Here is a 19,293-nt window from a genome sequence, read left to right on the forward strand (position 1 = left end):
AGTTCAGAGCCTGCGGAATGAGCGATTTTCGCGCTACCGAGGATCGCGGCCGGCTGTAGCTAACGGCGCGCATTTGTTTGAGTGCAGCACGTTATACAAGCCCTGTCGCGGGGGAGAATTGCAAGGGGGGCGGGGTGGAACGGAGGCTGCTTTTATCACAACGCCGCTCCTATACAGCCCTGTGCTTCCCGGTATAAAAAAAGGCGGCCCCGTTGCCGGGGTCGCCTTGTTTGCCGGTTAGACCGCTATTACTTGTTGGCGCGGTTCTCGATCAGGTCATCGACCACACCGGGATCAGCCAGGGTCGAGGTATCACCCAGGGTATCCAGCTCGTTACAGGCCACCTTGCGCAGGATGCGACGCATGATCTTGCCGGACCGGGTCTTGGGCAGGGCAGGCGCCCACTGGATCAGGTTGATCTTGGCGATGGGGCCGATCTCATCCCGTACCAGTTTTACCAGCTCCGCCTTCAGCTCATCGGTGGGTTCCACGCCGGCCATCGGGGTGACATAGGCGTAGATGCCCTGGCCGGTCAGATCGTGGGGATAACCCACTACTGCGGCCTCGGCAACCTTGTCATGCAGCACCAGGGCCGACTCGATTTCGGCGGTACCCAGGCGGTGACCGGAGACATTCAGCACGTCGTCGATACGGCCGGTGATCCAGTAGTAACCGTCCTTGTCGCGGCGGGCACCGTCACCGGTGAAGTAGTTGCCGGGATACTGGGAGAAGTAGGTGTCCTTGAAGCGCTGATGATCGCCGTAGACGCTGCGCATCATGCCGGGCCAGGGGCGGGTCATGATCAGGGCGCCTTCACACTCACCCTCCAGCTCCTCGCCGGTGGAGGCGTCCACAATGGCCGGTACCACGCCAAAGAACGGCTTGGAGGCGGAACCCGGTTTCAGGTCGGTGGCGCCGGGCAGCGGGGTGATCATGTGTCCGCCGGTCTCGGTCTGCCACCAGGTATCGACAATCGGGCAACGCTCTTCGCCCACTACGCGGTAGTACCATTCCCAGGCCTCGGGATTGATCGGCTCACCCACCGAACCCAGCAGACGCAGGGAGGAGAGATCATGCTTCTTGACCGGCTCTTCACCGACCCGCATCAGGGCACGGATAGCGGTGGGGGCGGTGTAGAAGGTATTCACCTTGTGTTTTTCACACACCGCCCAGAAGCGACCGGCATCCGGGTAGGTGGGGATGCCTTCAAACATCAGGCTGATGGCGCCATTGGCCAGCGGACCATAGACGATATAGGTGTGGCCGGTGACCCAGCCCACATCGGCGGTACACCAGTAGATTTCCCCTTCCTTGTAATCGAAGGTGTATTTGTGGGTCATGGCCGCGTACAGCAGGTAGCCACCGGTGGTGTGCAGCACACCCTTTGGCGTACCGGTGGAGCCGGAGGTGTAGAGGATGAACAGCGGATCTTCCGCATCCATCTCTTCCGGTTCGCATTCGGCCGAGACGTTGGCCATGGCGTCGTGGTAGTAGATATCCCGGCCCTCGGTCCAGTCGACTTTGCCACCGGTGCGTTTGACCACGATGCAGGTGCGCACGTTGGGGCAATCCTTCAAAGCGACGTCGGCATTGGCTTTGAGCGGGACATTCTTGCCGCCACGCACCGACTCGTCAGAGGTGATCAGGGTCTGGCAGTCGGAGTCGAGGATTCGACTGGAGAGGGCGTCCGGTGAGAAGCCACCAAACACGATGGAGTGCACCGCACCGATACGGGTGCAGGCCAGCATGGCTACCGCCGCCTCCAGGATCATGGGCATGTAGATGCAGACCCGGTCCCCTTTCTTGACGCCGCGCTCTTTCAATACGTTGGCGAATTTGCAAACCTCGGTATGCAGTTCGCGGTAGGTGACTTTCTTGTCCTCGTCAGGGTTGTCGCTCTCCCAGATCAGGGCGGTCTGATCGCCACGGGTTTCCAGGTGTCGGTCCAGGCAGTTGTAGGAGACGTTCAGTTTGGCACCCTGGAACCATTTGATGTTGGCATTATTGAAATCCCACTCACTCACCTTGTCCCATTTTTTTGACCAGGTCAGGAACTCCTCGGCGGCATCGCCCCAGAAACCATCCGGGTCTTCCACTGAGCGCTGATACATCTCCTGGTACTTGGCCGCATCAATGTGGGCTTGTGCGGCTGTCTCAGCACTAACCGGATAGATTTTCTCTTCGGACATGGTTTGTCTCCTTATGCTTTTAATTAAAGGCCAACTGAACGGCCATCTCTCTCTCATCTTAGTTTAGTTGCATTGTCGCGCAACCTGGGATGCTCCATGGATCATCCGTGTTTGGGCAGAATATTAAAAATGCCCTAATTCATATTGCTGATGAATCAGCTTGTGCACCGGTTTATCGTACTCCGATAACACAGGTGCGATGCGCTTGAAGACCTCTGCCGTCGTAATGGCGTCCCCCCGCGCTGTATGTCTTCCCTGTACCTCTACCCGGGCGTGGTCGGCTACCTCCTCCAACGTATAGTGACCAACCCGGCCGGTGTGAACCAGGTAGAGTAGCATGGTATCTAACCATGGATGTTTCAAATGGCAAAGCAGCTCTTGTCGAAGCAGCTTGTTTAAAAAGCGCATGTCGAAGCCGATATGGTGACCGACCAGCACACTCTCGCCAATGAAATCAATAATCTCCTCCATCACCTCTTCAATAACCGGGGCATTCTGCACGTCCGCATCCGTCAGGTGATGTATCCGACTGGAGGCGGCCGGAATGGACCGGCCTGGAAATATCAGGCTGTTGAACTCCCGTCCGGTACGTTCCAGGCCCCGCATCTCGATCAGGGCGATGGAGCAGATCTCATCACCCGCGTAAGCCTGCAACCCGGTGGTCTCGGTATCCACCACCACAAACCGGGTTTCCCGCAGTGGCTGGTTTTGCAGTTTTTTCGGATCCACCGACAGTAATCGTTGATGCAGTGTCAGCATCGCGGGATCGGACAGCAGGGCGCCCTTGCCCAGCGTGCGCCGGAATCCTGCGTGTATTCTTCCGAGTAGATCACCAAGTTGTTCACTTGCCATATCGCTTTGGCATCCTCCGATCACTTCGGTGCAATTGCCTCGTGACAGTTCCATGCCGGACCGCTTGCAGCCACGTCGGGGATTTTTGGACACCAAAGAAAAATGCTTAATTATTGGTTTTAAGTAGGGTCGACGGATGTTGCCATCAACCAGGGTGCTGCTCCTCCTGCCGCAGTGGCGGCGCTGTTATCCATGTGCTTGTCTGTATCTGCCAATGAGTGAACCAGCCGGATTCCACCGGATAGATCATGGCTGTTTTCTACGCCCTGTTTTTAAAATATATCCGTGGCGTAATCATCTTTCAGTTGTTCCTGGAATCGTTTCACCGCCCGCATCGCCATACGCAGGGTGCTGCGGGACTGGGGCGAGAGCCGTTCCGGGTTGATCAGTTTGTTTAACTCCCTGCCCGATCTGGCCTGTTCTATCTGATGGGTCAGCAACAGGTCCAGCAACTCTTCGAACGCCTCCTGCACCGAGTCCTTGAAATCGCCGGACAGCTTCCCTACCCGCTGCAGTGCATTGAGGCGGTCGGTGGTGTTCTGTGCCGCGATTCCGTTCTGCAGGGCGAAGATGCGTGCGGCGTCGGCAATCAGCCGCAGGCCGTTGCGCTTGATGTCGATATATTCGCCCTGGTTATCCTTCATGGTAACCAATTGATTAAAGAAACCGATAGCGGGTTTTCCCTCAGCATCGTGATCGGCCATCATTTTCAGCAGACGCGGCTTCTCCTTCAGTTCCGCCAGAGCGTGTCGACGCAGCTCGGTGGTCAGGGCGTCGTCGCCATACAGGGTGTCAAAATCGAATACCACGTTGGACCAGCGCGCCGCCTTCTCGGTGGGCTGGTTGACGATGTGGCTAATCTGCTGCTTCCACTTGGAGAGGGTTTTGTTATAGAGCGAGTTACGCGCCATGATGGCGCCGGGGCAGAGTGGATAACCGATCCGGTCCAGGTTCATGTTGAGCCGGTTGCAGAAACTGTCGAACCACTCCCGTACCGGTTTGCTTTCACTGATGTCGCTGTCCTCGATAATGATGCCGTTGTCCTGGTCCGGATTGAGCAGCATCTCCAGGCGGCCGCCGGACCCCATGATCAGCACACTGAAACCGACCGGTGGCTGGCCCATTCCCCGCTTCTCCATCCAGCGCAGGGTCAGCTCCACTGCCCGGCGCTGGGCGATCAGGTGGTACTCACTGAGCAGCCTGACGGCACTGCTGGGCCGGTGATTGGTCTCCTGAATGTCGTGTGCAGCCTCGCTCAACTGGGCAGTGAGTCCGGCCAGTTCCCGGATGCTGTCGGCGGCACGGAAGCGGTTGGTGAGGGTGCTCGGGCGGGAGATCAGGACCCGCAGAATGTCGGTCTGGGAGACGATGCCCAGGGGGTGCTGCTCCTCCAGTACGATCAGGTATTTGGCGCCGTGCCGTTTCATGATCTCCTCCGCCTCCCACAGGGCGGTGTCCGGATCAATGGTCCGGGGTGTCTCCGCTGCCACCTGGGCGATCCGGTGATCCGGTCTGGCGCCGTGCAGCAGCAGCGCTTCCGCCAACCCGGCAAACGTGAGCACGCCGCGCAGCCGACCCTGGTCGTCTGTTACCACCAGGCTGCCGATCTTGCGTGCCTGCATGGTGTTGAAAGCTTCGTTCAAGGTGGTTTCGGGACTGCAGCTGGCCACCGGCGTGTGCATCACCCGGGTGACCGGCTGGGCCAGTACACCGGTGGAGATGGAGCGGTCCGGGCTGCGTTCCCGCAGTTTGGCGGCGATCACCCGGTTGAGGACATTGAACAGCTCCGGCTGGGCCTGTTCCAGGGCCTTGAAACGCTCCTCCGGGATGGCCAGAAACTCCGACTGACTGGTGGCGATGGTCTTGGTGGTGTAGTCGTTTTTGTCCAGGTAGTTGGCCAGGCCGATCAGATCACCGGGCATCACCGTATCCTGGCGACCGGTGGGGCGGTGCATCACCACGTCGCCTTCCAGCAGAATATAGACCTCTTTCCGGTACGTCTCGCCCGGTTCAAACAGGGTGGCTCCACCGGGCAGGGTACGCCGGCCGGCACTGGCCACCAGGGCCTGCAGGGTCGCCAGCGGCACGTCCCGGAAGGTACGGGTGGCGGCGAGTCGCTGCTCGATGCTGAGGGATGCTTGCTCCTGTTTCATTAACTACCGTCTTGGTGCGTGCTACCTGTGAAAAGGGTGGCGGATTCAACCGTTCCCCTGTGCCTGTGTCGCTGTTGTGAGCGACAAAAAACTGTTATTTTCTCTGCCCGTGAAACTGACCGCTCCTATTTAACAAGGTCCTCCGTTGATTGACTGGATATTCCTGCTGGTTACTGGCCTGATCGCCTGGCACGCCCTGACCCATCGCAATGAGGATGGGGGGAACGATATCGGCCATCTGTTATTCGGCGCCATCGCGCTGCTGTTTTTTGTCCGGGTCCTGTTTGTCGATATTCTCCAGCTGATCTAGATGCCAGTTTCTCCTGGTCAGTCGAGCCGATAGGCGCGCTGTTCCATGTCCCGTTCCGGCAGACGCAACAGCCGCTCGGATGCCGGTTTCGCCAGCTGCTCGGCGATATAGCGGGCACGATCGGCGATACTCGGTGGCCGCTCCGCCTGGTTGCGCAGAAAACGGGTCAGCAGTCCCGGCCCTTCCGCCAGCTTCGGCTCCAGCCGCAGCGCCTCCCGGTAGTCGGCCAGGGCGCCGGCATAGTCCCCCAGCTGATCCCTTACAATCCCCCGGTTAGCCAGTGCAACCCCCTGGGCGCGCCGGTTTTTTTCGTCCACTCCACGGGCTGCCTCCTGCTCAATGGCCTGGTCATACAGGGCCAGGGATTGACGCAGTCGCTCGCTTGCCTGCTGTTGCAGCGCGGCGATCTGTTCCGCCTGCCCGGCCGGGTCCAGTCTGCCGGCCTCGGCGGACTGGCGAATGCCCATCCGCATCAGCGCCTGGGCCTGTCCCCGCAGGGCACCGGTGTTGTCCGGCTGTTCCCGGTACACGCTGCTAAAGATATCCAGTGCCTGACGCAACTGGCCATCCTCCAGGTATCGGGTTGCGGCAGCCAACTCCTGCTCAGCAGCCGACGGTTTGGGGCCGCTGGCGTACAGGGTCCAGCCGACCCAGGCGATGGTGAGCACGATCGCGCTGTTACGCAGTAGCCGGTAGCCCTTCTCATCCATCCTCTATCCCGCCATCGACAGATTGAACAGCCAGGAAAAGAGCGCTACCAGCGGCAGGCTGATAAACCGCGCCCGGCTCTTTTGTCCGCGCAATTCGTCTTCGGCCAGGGGCCTCTCCAGCTTGCGCTGCAGCCGCCGCACACTGGTTACCCAGATGATGTTGCTGACGGGAAAGAACAGCATCACGGCCAGCAGTATCACCCACAGATAGAAGATTGGATTCATTGTCTGTTCAGCACTGGCCGTTGACCGGTTATCCGGTTCTGTTCGGCATCGTCCTTCCACGCAAAGTTTTCTGTCTCAACTCCGTTAGTCCCAGCGCACGGCACCCCATACCCGGGTGCTCAACCCGGTTTGTCCAGATCCAGCTGGATATCGCCAATATCCTCGTGCAGGGCCACCACCTCCTTGTGCGGCACCGTGGAGAGTTCCATGTGGTAGGCGAGGAACCACATCATGCCCACGCCCAGTGCCCACCAGAGCAGTTGCCAGGCCCAGATCGACGGTATGCCGAAGGTCCAGTCGGCGGCGTTGGTCGGATCGCCGAAGATCCAGTTCCCGATCACCGCGCCGGGGCCGACACCAAAGAAGAACCAGATCAGTGTGATGATCCAGGCTGCCGGGATCAGACCGCGCTTGCCGACGGAGAGGGAGGCGTGGTCCCGCAGGAAGTTGTGGAACACCATGCGATGCTCCCGCTCGTCACTGTTCTGGGTCAGGGCGGAGATGATAATCGCCAGGCTCAGGTTACACAGGATGCCCCAGAAGGCCGAGTGCAGGGTCAGGGGCCAGCGGCCCCAGGGCATGTACTGGGCACCGATATTTTCCGTCAGGGTCACCGCGATCAGACCCGCGATCAGGCCGACAACGACTCCTTGCCGGGTCAGGAAGGGCCACCAGCAGACCGCAATCAGGGAGGGCCACATCTGGAATCCGTAGGCCACCGCCAGGCCACCCATCAGCACCAGGGCGTCGTTGGAGGTGGTGGCGACCATCAGGGCCGCAATCACGATCAGCACCACCCCGAGGCGGCCATAGAGTTTCTGCTGGCCATGGCTGGCGTTGGGGATGATGAAGCGTTTCAGCAAGTCCCGGGTCAGCATACCGCCGGCGGTGGACATGTAGGCGGCACCGGTGGATTGCATGGCCGCCAGTGCGCAAACCGCCAGCAGTCCCACCAGCCAGGGTGCTGTCTCGGACAGCAGGTAGACCAGTTGCGGCACCAGCATGTCGCCCTGGCCCTCGGACTGCAGCAGATCGATACCGGCCAGCCCGGTAGCCATGACGTTGTTGACCAGTTCGGGGTAGCGGGCCATGAATTCGGTGTCGGCACCCAGGAAGTGGGCGCCGATGCCCTGGATGGCGGTGAAGAACATCAGGATGAATCCGATCACCATGGCGGAGGCCCAGACCTGTTGCGGCGCAAACGGCTCCGGGCTTCGGTTGCCGAAGGCCCACATGGAGAAGGCCGGTGTCGACTGGACACCCATCAGGCCCATCAGGTAGGTGAGGATCATGACGCCGGTCCAGATGCCGCCGGTGGGTGCGCTGTCGGTACCCAGCCCGGCACTGAACTGGATCACTCCCGGAATGGCGATATAGGAGCTGTAGCCGTCCGGGGTGGTGGTGCCGAACAGGGCCTTGCCGGTGTTCGGGTCGATCTGGGTCAGGGCGGCGATGCCATCACTGAGACGGGATAAACCACCGATATCGTGCAGGGTGACAATACCGATCACCACGATACCGCCGCCCAGCAGGATCGCCTGGACAGAGTCCACATGGGCCACGGCCCGCAGACCACCGGAAGCGACATAGATGATCACCACGATGGAGAGCAACCACATGCCGACTGTGGTGCCCAGCATGTTGTCGGTGAGTACGTTGAACAGGAAGCCGGAGGCGCGCAGCTGGATGCCCAGGTAGGGTATGGAGAAGATCAGCGCCACCAGGACTACCAGTATACGAATCAGGTCGGAGCGGAAATAGTAGGCCAGCATCTCGCCTGGGGTGATAAAGCCGAACCGCTTGCCCAGCATCCATTGCCGTTTCAGGAACAGCACACCGGTGAAGGGGATGGCGATGGCGTAGAAGGAGGCGTAGGCGTATTGAAAACCGTCCCGGTAGATCAGGCCGGGGTGTCCCATGAAGGTCCAGCCCGAGAAGGAGGTGGCGGTGGCAGCGAGGATGAAAACCCACAGGGATATCTGTCGGCCGGCGATGAAATAGTCGCTGGCGGTTCTGGCGGACAGTGCGCCCTTGATGCCCCAGAAGATGCAGTAAGACCAGTAAAGTGCAACGAATACAAACAACCAGACAACTTTTGCATCCATTGCCGTATTCCCCCCTCTATATCAAAAATCAAGTGGCGTTCAATTAATGCTGCGTATTGAATCCGTGCTGGCGCGGCGAGTTGGTCCGTGATTCAAGCCAGACCCTGTTATGCGAAAAATGTGCCGGTAATTATATCCATATAATTCAATGGGTTGATCTATTTTAATTCACCTCTGTTACCACGGTTCGTTACCATTGGTGACACTGCCGTGTGGTTAGGTAACAGCCAATCTCAGTTGCCGCCCTTTTTGCTGCGCGGAATACCGAACCGCTGGCGTCTCTCCCACAGCGCCTTGCGGCTGATCCCCAGCCGTTTGGCCAGCTCGGTTTCGGTCATCTGATCCTGGTTCTCCAGCACAAACTGGCGGAAATACTCCTCCAGTGACAGGTCGGCTGAAGCCGCTGTCGGGGTCGCTGGCTGACTGGCGGCCGAGTGGGCGCTGTCAATCGCCAGCAGATCCGGCGTGATCTCATCCTCCTCGCACAGGATGACGGCCCGTTCCAGGGCGTTCTCCAGCTCCCGTACGTTACCGGGCCAGCCGTAGGTGGTGATGGTTTCAACGGCGGCCGGGTTCAGCTTCATGGGGGAGCGGTTGAGCTGCTTGCGGGTTTTCTCAAGTAGGAACTCCGCCAACTCCACCACGTCCTGACCCCGCTCCCGCAGGGGTGGCAGGTTGAGTTCCACCACCCGCAGGCGGAAATAGAGATCGCTGCGGAACTCCCCCTCCTGTACCCGCTGTTTCAGATCCCGGTGGGTGGCGGCGATCAGACGCACATCCACCAGCCGTGACTGTTCGGAACCGACCCGGCGGATCTCGCCGTTCTGCAGAACCCGCAACAGCCGCGCCTGGGCGGCCATGGGCAGTTCCCCGATCTCATCCAGAAACAGGGTGCCGCCTTCAGCCGCCTCGATCAGGCCGGTGCGGGCACTGTCGGCTCCGGTGAAAGCCCCCTTTTCATGGCCGAACAGCTCCGATTCGATCAGGGTCTCCGGGATCGCCGCGCAGTTGACAGTGACGATCGGGGCGTCCTTGCGCAGGCTCTGTTCGTGCAGGGCGCGGGCCACCAGCTCCTTGCCGGTACCGGATTCGCCCAGGATCAGCACCGTGCTGTCGGTGGGGGCCACCTTGGTCACCCGGCGACACACCTCCTGCATGGCCGGACATTTTCCCACCATGCCATCCACCGGATAGGTCTTGTCCAGATCCGACTTCAGGACTTCGGTCTTGCGCCCCAGCTTCTCCTGTTTCAGGGTGCGTTCGATCAGCATCACCAGTTCGTCATGGTCGAACGGCTTGGCGATGTAGTCGATGGCGCCCTGTTTCATGGAGTCCACCGCGGAGCGCACGCTGGCGTAGCTGGTCATGATCAGTACCGGTACGCCGGGCGCCCGGTTGATCACCTCGGTCCCGGGTACGCCGGGCAGGCGTACGTCGGTGAGGATCAGGTTAAAGCTTTTCAGGTCGAACTTCTGTTCCGCCTCCTCGACCGATTCGGCGGTGTTGACCTTGTAGCCTCTGCGGGTGAGGAGGCGGTCCACGGCGGTGCGGATGACCGACTCATCTTCAATAACCAGTATGTGACTCATGACGTTTCAGGTCCATGTAGGGGCAGTTGGATAATGACCCGGGTGCCGATCCCAGGCGCCGAGTCAATCTCAATACTGCCGTCGTGTTCATCAATAATCTTGGCCACCATAGGCAAGCCCAGGCCGGTTCCCTTGCCGGCCTCCTTAGTGGTGAAGAAGGGTTCAAAAATCTCATCCCGGACTTGGTCTGAGATCCCTTCCCCCTGGTCCATGACTTCTATCTGTATCTGATTTTGCGAGGCGAAGGCGAAAATCTCCACCCGGTCGCCCGGTTTGGAGGCGTCACAGGCGTTGGTCAGCAGGTTGACCATCACCTGGGCCAGGCGTTGGCGGTCCCCGTTGATGGTCAGCTCGTCCGGGCAGCTGTTGCTGAAGGAGACGTGCTTGCCGGCCCGGGTCAGCCCCACCAGTTGGATCGCCTCCTCGATGATATCGGTGAGCCTGAACTGCTCAAAGTTGAGACCGACCCGGCCGCTGCGGCTGTAGCTCATGAGTGACTGGACAATGCTGCTGATGCGCCGGGTCTGCTGCAGTATCGCCTCGATACTCTCCTGGGTGGTTGCCTCGTCCCGCTCTTCGAGCAGGTTCTGGGCCAGCGAGGCGATACCGGATACCGGGTTGCCGATTTCGTGTGCCACCCCGGCCGCCAGCTTGCCGATGGAGGCCAGCCGGTCGCTGTGGGCCAGCTCCGCCTCCAGGGTCTCCAGGTCGGTCAGGTCCTCCACCAGCAGCACCAGGCCGCTGCGGGGACCGGTCTGGTAACGGGGCAGGTCGGGATCCAGAATGGCCGCCTTGTGCAGGTTGAACCAGTGGGGGCGATTGTTGATCGGCACCTCCATGTGGTGAATATGCTCGTCCTGAGCGAGAGCAAAACCGGCCAGCAGCTCACCCCAGGGCGGAGGCAGGGAGGATAGCTTGCGCCCGGTCGCCTCGTTGCTGCGCACGCCACTCATCAACTCCAGGGCCAGGTTCCAGGTGACCACGGTGTGGTCCGGATCAACGGCGCAGACCCCCAGTGGCAGGTCGAGCAGAATCTGCCGATGATAGCGCCGCAGGGCATCCAGGTCGGCAGTCAGCCCCTTCAGCTTGCTGCGGGACTGCTCCATGCGCTCCTCCATGTGGCGGATGGAGTCGGCCAGGGCGGTCTTGGCGTCGGCGTCCACTTTCAGTTGCTGGTTGATGATCATGTGGGCCATGGCGGGGCCCAGCAGACCGGACAGGTTGCGTTCGATCCGCTGCCGGAGCCGTTTCAGCTCCCGGGGGCGGGTCTCGTTCCGGTCCAGCTGCAGATCCGCCAGGGCCTGATCAACCTCCATCTCGGCCGCTTCCCGCCCCAGCATGACCGCCAGACCCTCGGCGAACTGGGTTGGTGATCCCGCCATCAGGGTACCGCTCATGGGGGCCATGATGGCCACTTCACTGCGGCAGGCAAAGGCGGTCTCCTCCTCTTCCGGGGATTGCCGGGTCAGCAGGGAGATGATGGCAAACAGCAGCCCGTTACAGGCCAGTGACCAGAAGGTGGAGAACTGCCACTGATCCATGCCGGCGGTCTCCTGGATGGCTGCCATATCGATGCCGGTGTTGAGAAAGCCCGATTTCTCCAGCAGGGGCAGCAGCAGGGTAATGATCCAGACCGTGATGCCGCCCAGCAGTCCGGCAATGAACCCCTCCCGGGTGGCGCGCCGCCAGTAGAGCAGACCGATAATGCCAGGCAGGAACTGGGCCACCGCGACAAAGGAGATCAGGCCCAGTTGTACCAGTCCCTGGTTGTGCTCCAGCACCTCATAGAAGATGTAACCGGCAAAGATGATCAGGCCGATCAGCAGGCGCCGTCCCCACAGCAGCCAGCGGTACAGATCCACCCGGGGGTCCGGGTAGCTGGCCGGCAGCAGCAGGTGGTTCAGGCACATGGAGGAGAGCGCCAGGGTGGAGACGATCACCATGGCGCTGGCGGCGGAGACCCCCCCGATGAAGGCCATGATCGGCAGCCAGGGCGGTCCGTGACTCAGGGTGATGCCGAGTACGTAGTAGTCCGGGTCCATCCCCAGCTGCAGATAATCCCCGGCCCACAGGATGGGCGGGATGGAGAGATTCAGCAACAGCAGAAACAGCGGAAAAGCCCAGCTGGCGGTGGCCAGTGACCGCATAGAGAGGTTTTCCGTGAAGGTCATGTGAAACTGTCGCGGCAGCAGGAAAGCGGCACAGAAGGAGAGGAACAGCAGGGTCGCCCAGGGGCCTTCCCGCACCGGCTCATACAGTTTCTTCAGTGCTTCCGGGTGGGATGCCAGATATTCATTGAGCGAGTCCGGGCCGGAAAACACCCCGAAGATGGCGAAATAGCCCACCAGCAGCATGGCGACGATCTTCACCAGTGATTCGAAGGCGATGGCGGCCACCAGGCCCCGGTGCTTCTCCCGTGGCGTGATATGGCGTGCGCCGAACAGGATGGAGAAGAGGGTCAGCATGCCGCAGAAACCGAGCGCCAGCACCTGGGGGATCTCGTCGTGGGTCAGTACCTGGATCGAGGAGGTGACGGCACGGATCTGCAGGGCGATATAGGGCAGTGAGCCGAGCAGCATGAACAGGGTCACTAGCACGCCCCCCAGCTGGCTGCGGTAGCGGAATGCCAGCAGGTCGGCCAGGGAGGTGAGCTGATACTCCCGGGTCAGGCGCAGCAGCGGTTGCAGCAGGACCGGGCTCAGGATGAAGGCGATGGTCAGTCCCATGTAGATGGTCAGGAACTGGTAACCCTCACTTTCGGCGAAACCGACGCTGCCGTAGTAGGTCCAGGAGGTGGCGTAGACGCCGAGGGAGAGGACATAGACCGGCGCATTGTCGGTCCATTGATCCGGCACCAGGCCGCTGTCGGTGACGTAAGCAACGAAGAAGAGCAGCAGCAGGTAGAACAGACTGGCTCCGAACAGGATCTCCAGGTCATACGTCATGGTGCGGGTATCTTCGGTGTAACCAGGCGCCCAGCAGGATGACAAACAGCCACAAAGCGTAAGGCACCAGCCAGTGGGCGTCATCGTGTGCCCACCAGATGACCAGTGGCGAAGCGAACAGGAAGAGTGCGAAAAGTGCCAGTAACAGCGCACTCTCTCTTAACCTGATAGGATCCGGGTGCTTTTGCATCCCGCAAGGTTACCAGTTGTTACCAATAGTAACAACTTGGCCGGGTGAACCGTATGCCAGTGGTGTGTAACGGGCAGTGGGGGAGGCATCGGTCCGGGCTGGTTGAAAAAGGAACGCTTGGTGCCAGCGAATACAGATCGTATGATCGGAGTCTGGTAGCCGACGCGGCCAGGCCGGTGTCGGGCCGGTTTAACAGGTAACGAGGGGTGGCGATGAATCCGGAAAAAGTGGCGTTTGGTTTTTTTATTGTGCTGGCGCTGACGCTCAATTTTGGTTTTTTCGTGGGGGAGATCGACAACCCGGATCACCACCACGTCTATGAGCTGTTTGCCGTGGTGGTGGTCAATCTGATCGCCACCCTGCTCAAGTTTGGTGATCGCACCCAGATGGGGGCGGTATTGCTTGCCACCAGCCTGGTGGCGGTGCTGCAATTGCTGGCGGCGGCGCTGATCTGGGCGGTGGTCGAGCACGGTACCGGGGCGGGCATGACCCCGGCCATGATGGCCAGTATCGTCTCCTTGTCCGGCGGCGCCATGCTGGCCAATGTGATATCGGTGGTGTTGCTGGTGATCGAGACCGTGATGCTGCGGCGATAGGCTGGCAGGATCCCCATGCACAGCATCTTTTTTCTAATCTTCCGACGCATGCGTCAGCCCCTGCTGACGCTGGTGTCGACCTACGCAATTGCCATATTGGGTCTGACCCTGATTCCGGGACAGGATGATGCGGGCAATCTCTGGCGTATGGATTTTTTCCATGCCTTCTATTTTGTCAGTTTTATGGCCACCACCATCGGTTTCGGTGAGATTCCCTATCCCTTCACCGATGCCCAGCGTCTCTGGGTTACCTTTTCCCTCTACGCCACCGTGGTGGTGTGGATCTACGCCCTCGGTACCCTGCTCGCCCTGGTGCAGGACAAGATGTTCCAGCAGGCGCTGGTGGAGCGCCGCTTCACCCGCCGGGTCCAGCGCATGCGGGAGGATTTCTACCTGGTGTGCGGCTATGGTGAAACCGGCAGTGCCCTGACCTATGCCCTCACCGAGCGGGACCGCTCGGTGGTGGTGATTGATATTGATCCCGACCGGGTCAACATGCTGCAACTGGAGAATCTGCGCCAGTACGTGCCGGCCCTGGAGGGGGATGCCGCCCAGCCCGGCTGTCTGCTGGAGGCCGGTCTGAAGCACCCCCGCTGCAGAGGGGTGGTGGCCCTCACCAATGTCAACGAAGTGAACCTGAAGGTTGCCATCACCAGTAAGCTGCTGCATCCCGAGATCAAGGTGATCTGCCGCTCTGATTCCCACGATATCGAAGAGAATATGGCCTCGTTCGGTACCGATTACATCATCAATCCATTCGATACTTTTGCCAATCACCTGGCCACCGCGCTGCAGGCCCCGGGGTTGTACCTGCTGCACAGCTGGCTCAGTGGCGAGCGACGTCTGCCGGACCCACCGATCCAGCCTCCCACCGCCGGTCTCTGGATCGTGTGTGGTTTTGGCCGGTTCGGCAGGGCGGTCTACCGTCGCCTGAAGCGCGAGGGGATTGAACCGGTGGTGATCGAATCCATGCCGGAACTGACCGGTACGCCGGAGAGTGGTTATGTGCTGGGCCGGGGTACCGAGGCGGATACGCTGCTGGAGGCGGGTATTGAACGGGCTGTCGGACTGGTGGCCGGGACCGACAATGATGCCAATAATCTCTCAATCATCATGACCGCCCGGCAGCTGCGGCCGGAGCTGTTCGTGATTCTGCGTCAGAACCACAATGGCAACCAGGCCATCGTCGACGCGGTAAAAGCCGACATGGTGATGCACTCCAGCGCCATTATCGCCAACCGGATACGGGTGCTGCTGGGAACGCCGCTGCTCTACCAGTTCACCAGTCTGGCACTGCACCAGGACGATGGTTGGGCGCAGGATCTGGTGAGCAGGATTCAACGGCTGGTGTTGAGTGAGAATCCCGCCATCTGGGAGGTGTTCCTGGATAACGAAGAGGCGCTGGCGGTCTGTGATGCGTTGCTGAAAGGGCGCAAAGTGACCCTGGGGCACCTGTTGACCGATCCCGGTGAGCGCAGTCGCTCCCAGCCCGCGGTCTGCCTGCTGCTCCGCCGGGAAGGCCAGCGCATGATGCTTCCCGAGCATGATCTGCTACTCAAGACCGGCGACCGATTACTGTTCTGTGGCCGGGAATCGGCCCGCGGCCGGATGGAGTGGGGTCTGCAGAACCACCATGCACTGAAGTACATTCTTACCGGCGAGGTGGCTTCCAGTGGCTGGCTGTGGGGCAAATTCCAACGCCCCGGACGGCCGGTATCGAACGAACAGGTGCTGGAGTCGGGTGGGGACAAGGAGCGAACCATTGACCCGGACTGATCCATTTCGTGAGGTGTCTCCTGGCCAGATAGGTTAGTATGTAGAGATCCTAAATTCAGCCCGGATGAGGCGTTTGCCGGTAAAAGGAACAGTACGGAGCGCGGCTCCTCTTCAGGTGACCGGAACAGTATTTATGGGTGGTAAGAAAAAGCTTATGCCCAGATCACTCGATTCTTGGCTTGTTATATGGAGGCATCCCATGCATTATCTGATGGAAAAACTACAGAAAGATCACCGGAATCTGGAGAAAATACTCGACCTGCTGGAGTTGCAGCTCGACCATTTCCTGGCCGGACGCGAATCCGATTTTGACCTGAAAATTGAGCTGTTGGAGTACATGGAGGCTTACGCGGACCAGGCTCACCATCCGCTGGAGAACATTATATTCACAGCGACTAAGCCCCTGGCCGATGACCGGGCGGAGTTGATGGACCGCCTGATGCAACAGCACCAGGAGCTGGCCCATCTGACCCGTACTTTCCGTCACTCCCTGGAAAATATTTTTCAGGGCGGCGTGATGCCGAGGGAAGAGCTGGAGGTGCAGGGGCGTGAGTTTATTGCGCTGCAGCGCCAGCACATCGCTCTGGAAGAGCAGGAAGCCTTCCCAATTGTGGATGATCTGTTGCGGGAGGAGGATTGGAAAACAATCCTTGAACAGTCGCCCAACTATGATGATCCGGTATTTGATAAACCGGACAAGATTCGCTTTCAGACCCTGTTTGAATATCTGAGTCAGGCGGGCTCGGAGAATGGCACCGCCAGTTGACAGGTCAGCGTAAACTGGGTCACCGTAATAATGATATTTGTCAGGATGATCAATACACGAAGTAAAACTTTGCTAGTCGGGATTCAGGAGCAGAATCCGTTTTTTGGTACCGGTGCGCATCCGGTTTAATTGAGTGGATATCGACCGGGGTTTGGGTTATTAAACCCCGGTTAACCTGGTAACTGCTCAATTTTTCCAGTCGTTTTAGGTACATGGGGAAAATTGGTCAAAGCGCGTTCCTTGGGAGGAATAGAATATGGCTCATGTTGTTGTATTGGGTGCAGGTACTGGGGGTATGCCCTGTGCCTACGAATTAAAAGAGACCCTGGGTAAAGATCACCAGGTCACGGTAATCAACGAACGGGAGGAGTTTCAGTTTACCCCTTCAAATCCCTGGGTGGCGGTAGGTTGGCGGGACCGCAGTAGTGTCACATTTGATATCCGTCCCCATCTGGAACGCAAAGGTATCGGCTTTATTGCCAAGCGTTGCGATAAAATCAACGCCGAAAACAATACCCTTGAGATGGATGATGGCGAGGTGGTCAGCTATGACTACCTGGTTATTGCAACGGGGCCAAAGCTGTTTTTTGAAGAGGTCGAGGGAGCCGGACCGGCAGTGGGAAACACCCAGTCAATCTGTACGGTGGACCACGCCCTGGGTGCCTACGATGCCTACCAGCAGCTGCTGGATGAACCCGGCCCGGTGATTATTGGCGCCATGCCGTTCGCCAGCTGTTTCGGTCCGGCCTACGAGTTCTCCTTTATCATGGATGCGGACCTGCGTAAGCGGAAAATGCGCGACAAAGTGCCCATGACCTATGTGACATCGGAACCCTATATCGGCCATCTCGGTCTGGGTGGCGTGGGTGACTCCAAGGGTTTCCTGGAATCCGATCTGCGTACCCACCACATCAACTGGATTACCAATGCCAAGGTGACCAAGGTTGAGCCGGGCAAGATGTATGTCGAGGAGTATGACGAAAGTGGCCAGGTGATCAAGAATCACGAGCTGGATTTCAAGTACTCCATGATGCTGCCCTCATTCAAGGGTGTGGATGCGGTCGCCAATGTGGAAGGGCTGTGTAATCCGCGCGGATTCGTCATGGTGGATTCCCACCAGAGAAATCCCACCTTCCAGAACATCTACTCGGCCGGTGTCTGTATCGCTATTCCGCCGGTAGAGGCGACGGTGGTTCCCACCGGTGCACCCAAAACCGGCTATATGATCGAATCCATGGTGACGGCTATCGTGCATAACATCGCTGACGATCTGGCTGGCCGGGAGCCTTCAACCAACGCGACCTGGAACGCCATCTGTCTGGCGGATATGGGTGATACCGGTGCGGCCTTCGTGGCGCTGCCGCAGATCCCGCCCAGAAACGTGGCCTGGTTCAAGAAGGGCAAATGGGTACACATGGCCAAGATTGCCTTCGAGAAATATTTCATCCGCAAGATGAAGAAGGGGACTACCGAGCCGATTTATGAGAAGTACATCCTGAAAATGCTCGGTATTGGAAAGCTGAAATAACAGTCTTTCAGAACCAAAGAAAGCCCGGCTGTATGCCGGGTTTTTTTATGTCTGCCCAATACTTGGCGGTGGCCGCGAAACGGCGTTACGGTCAGTGTTTGAACTGATCCAGCATGGCTCGCAACTCCTGGGTCTGGGCGCTCAGCTGGTCACTGGATTCGGATAGTTGCAGGGCGCCTGCGGAACTCCTCTGGTTGGATTGATCGATCTGTGCCATGTGCGTTTTGATGGTTCCAATCAGGGCGTCCTGGGAAGAGGTGGCAGCGGACAGATTGTTGCTGATCCGGGTCACCGAGGAGATGGCGCCGGCGATCTCCGCCAGCAGTTCGGCGGCACGTTCAAAATGCTCTTCGGTCTCTATTGCCCGGTTGCGCGCGTTATCCATCACCTTGACGGCGGACTGGGAACCGCCCTGCAACTGGCCGATGATTTTTTCGATCTCTTCGGTGGACTCCTGGGTCCGTGTCGCCAGGGTCCGCACTTCATCCGCCACCACGGCGAATCCACGGCCCTGTTCACCGGCCCGGGCCGCTTCAATGGCTGCATTCAGGGCCAGCAGATTGGTCTGCTCGGCAATACTGCGGATCACATCCATCACCATGCCGATGCTGGCGCTCTTCTCATCCACCTGACTGATCACGTCCCCGGCCTTGTTCAGGTCGGTAATCAGTGCTGCCACGGAACCGATCGCTTCCGTGGCAATGAGCGTACTCTCTTTGGCGGACTGATCGGCCAGCTCCGAGGAGCTGGCAACCTCAACTGCCATTCCGGATACTTCGTGAATACTCTCGCTGATTTCGTCAACCGCTTGAACTGCCTGTTGACTCTCAGCCTGCTGTTGGGCGGTCTGTTCCTGTTCCTCCCGGGCGATGTCGGCAAGCTGCTGGGTGTTTGTGTCCAGTGTTTGGGTGGCGTTGCCGATACGGCTGATCATGTCCCGCAGGTTGGCTGACATCTGGTTGAAACTGGTGACTATTTCACCGATCAGGTCATGGCTCACCAGGTTGCACTGGTGGCTGATGTCGTTGCTGCTGATGGCCTGGGCCACTGCCGATATACGCTGCAGACGGCGCAACAGTACCTGTTTGCAGACCAGGTAGTTGACCGCGCCGATGCTCAGGCCGGCGATAATACAGCCGATGTTGAACCAGAGCTGCATGCCCGGTTTCCACTCTACAAAGAGCTGGGCATACAGGGGGAACAGCAGCCCCATGATCAGACCGAATCCTATATAGGCGAAAAGCAGTGTGCGCAGGATGCTTGGTTTCATAAACGGTTACCTGACTTATTATTGATTTAGGGAAATATTCGGCTAGTCGCCGCTAATCTTTAAAAAAATCAATAATTAAATAAATTGAT

Annotated in this window: 15 protein-coding genes; 5 read left to right on the forward strand and 10 right to left on the reverse strand. The window is 59.2% G+C overall.

All coding sequences use genetic code 11. From position 1 onward, the window contains the following. Positions 1–248 precede the first annotated feature (248 nt). From acs to AAY24_RS17740, 3 genes are all read right to left on the reverse strand, one after another. The gene (acs, locus tag AAY24_RS17730) at positions 249–2,189 is read right to left on the reverse strand and encodes an acetate--CoA ligase (RefSeq protein ID WP_046860794.1); all 1,941 of its coding nucleotides are present in this window, start codon (positions 2,187–2,189) and stop codon (positions 249–251) included. Positions 2,190–2,312: 123 nt separating this feature from the next. Further along, positions 2,313–3,041 carry a 3'-5' exonuclease gene (locus tag AAY24_RS17735; protein WP_046860795.1) on the reverse strand — a complete coding sequence of 243 codons (729 nt, stop codon included), beginning with the start codon at positions 3,039–3,041 and terminating at the stop codon, positions 2,313–2,315. Positions 3,042–3,313: 272 nt separating this feature from the next. Beyond that, a complete protein-coding gene (locus AAY24_RS17740; RefSeq protein ID WP_046860796.1) occupies positions 3,314–5,194 on the reverse strand; it encodes a putative nucleotidyltransferase substrate binding domain-containing protein in 1,881 nt (626 codons plus the stop codon). 145 nt (positions 5,195–5,339) lie between these two features. On the opposite strand from AAY24_RS17740, the gene AAY24_RS19345 reads away from it, so the two are divergent. Beyond that, positions 5,340–5,504 carry a hypothetical protein gene (locus tag AAY24_RS19345; RefSeq protein WP_199930428.1) on the forward strand — a complete coding sequence of 55 codons (165 nt, stop codon included), beginning with the start codon at positions 5,340–5,342 and terminating at the stop codon, positions 5,502–5,504. A 17-nt stretch (positions 5,505–5,521) separates the two neighbouring features. On the opposite strand, the gene AAY24_RS17745 is transcribed toward AAY24_RS19345, so the two are convergent. From AAY24_RS17745 to AAY24_RS17770, 6 genes are all read right to left on the reverse strand, one after another. After that, complete coding sequence (locus AAY24_RS17745) at positions 5,522–6,214, reverse strand: tetratricopeptide repeat protein (RefSeq protein ID WP_046860797.1); 693 nt, start codon at positions 6,212–6,214, stop codon at positions 5,522–5,524. Between the two features lie 3 nt (positions 6,215–6,217). After that, positions 6,218–6,439, reverse strand: coding sequence for a hypothetical protein (locus AAY24_RS17750; RefSeq protein WP_046860798.1), 222 nt, complete (start codon positions 6,437–6,439; stop codon positions 6,218–6,220). A gap of 119 nt (positions 6,440–6,558) precedes the next feature. Further along, positions 6,559–8,544, reverse strand: a complete 1,986-nt coding sequence (locus AAY24_RS17755; protein ID WP_046860799.1) for a sodium:solute symporter family protein — start codon at positions 8,542–8,544, stop codon at positions 6,559–6,561. A 233-nt stretch (positions 8,545–8,777) separates the two neighbouring features. Continuing rightward, positions 8,778–10,133 carry a sigma-54-dependent transcriptional regulator gene (locus AAY24_RS17760; RefSeq protein WP_046860800.1) on the reverse strand — a complete coding sequence of 452 codons (1,356 nt, stop codon included), beginning with the start codon at positions 10,131–10,133 and terminating at the stop codon, positions 8,778–8,780. Then, positions 10,130–13,078, reverse strand: coding sequence for a sensor histidine kinase (locus AAY24_RS17765; protein ID WP_046860801.1), 2,949 nt, complete (start codon positions 13,076–13,078; stop codon positions 10,130–10,132). The genes AAY24_RS17760 and AAY24_RS17765 overlap by 4 nt, the downstream gene beginning before the upstream one ends. Further along, positions 13,068–13,268, reverse strand: coding sequence for a hypothetical protein (locus AAY24_RS17770; protein WP_046860802.1), 201 nt, complete (start codon positions 13,266–13,268; stop codon positions 13,068–13,070). Before AAY24_RS17770 ends, AAY24_RS17765 begins: the two co-directional genes overlap by 11 nt. Before the next feature lie 212 nt (positions 13,269–13,480). Here AAY24_RS17770 and AAY24_RS17775 point away from each other — a divergent pair, with 212 nt between their 5' ends. The 4 genes from AAY24_RS17775 (at position 13,481) to AAY24_RS17790 (ending at position 17,934) form a co-directional block, all read left to right on the forward strand. After that, entirely contained in the window at positions 13,481–13,864 is a 384-nt protein-coding gene (locus tag AAY24_RS17775; RefSeq protein ID WP_046860803.1) for a DUF6394 family protein, read from the forward strand. A 15-nt stretch (positions 13,865–13,879) separates the two neighbouring features. Next, positions 13,880–15,640, forward strand: coding sequence for a potassium channel family protein (locus AAY24_RS17780; RefSeq protein ID WP_046860804.1), 1,761 nt, complete (start codon positions 13,880–13,882; stop codon positions 15,638–15,640). Positions 15,641–15,839: 199 nt separating this feature from the next. Beyond that, positions 15,840–16,406, forward strand: a complete 567-nt coding sequence (locus tag AAY24_RS17785; RefSeq protein WP_046860805.1) for a hemerythrin domain-containing protein — start codon at positions 15,840–15,842, stop codon at positions 16,404–16,406. Between the two features lie 256 nt (positions 16,407–16,662). After that, on the forward strand, positions 16,663–17,934 hold the full coding sequence (locus tag AAY24_RS17790) for an NAD(P)/FAD-dependent oxidoreductase (protein WP_046860806.1): 1,272 nt from the start codon (positions 16,663–16,665) through the stop codon (positions 17,932–17,934). 91 nt (positions 17,935–18,025) lie between these two features. Here AAY24_RS17790 and AAY24_RS17795 read toward each other — a convergent pair whose 3' ends face one another. Further along, positions 18,026–19,204 carry a methyl-accepting chemotaxis protein gene (locus AAY24_RS17795; protein ID WP_046860807.1) on the reverse strand — a complete coding sequence of 393 codons (1,179 nt, stop codon included), beginning with the start codon at positions 19,202–19,204 and terminating at the stop codon, positions 18,026–18,028. Positions 19,205–19,293: the final 89 nt, after the last annotated feature.

It is taken from the genome of Sedimenticola thiotaurini (assembly GCF_001007875.1).
Lineage (GTDB): Bacteria > Pseudomonadota > Gammaproteobacteria > Chromatiales > Chromatiaceae > Sedimenticola > Sedimenticola thiotaurini.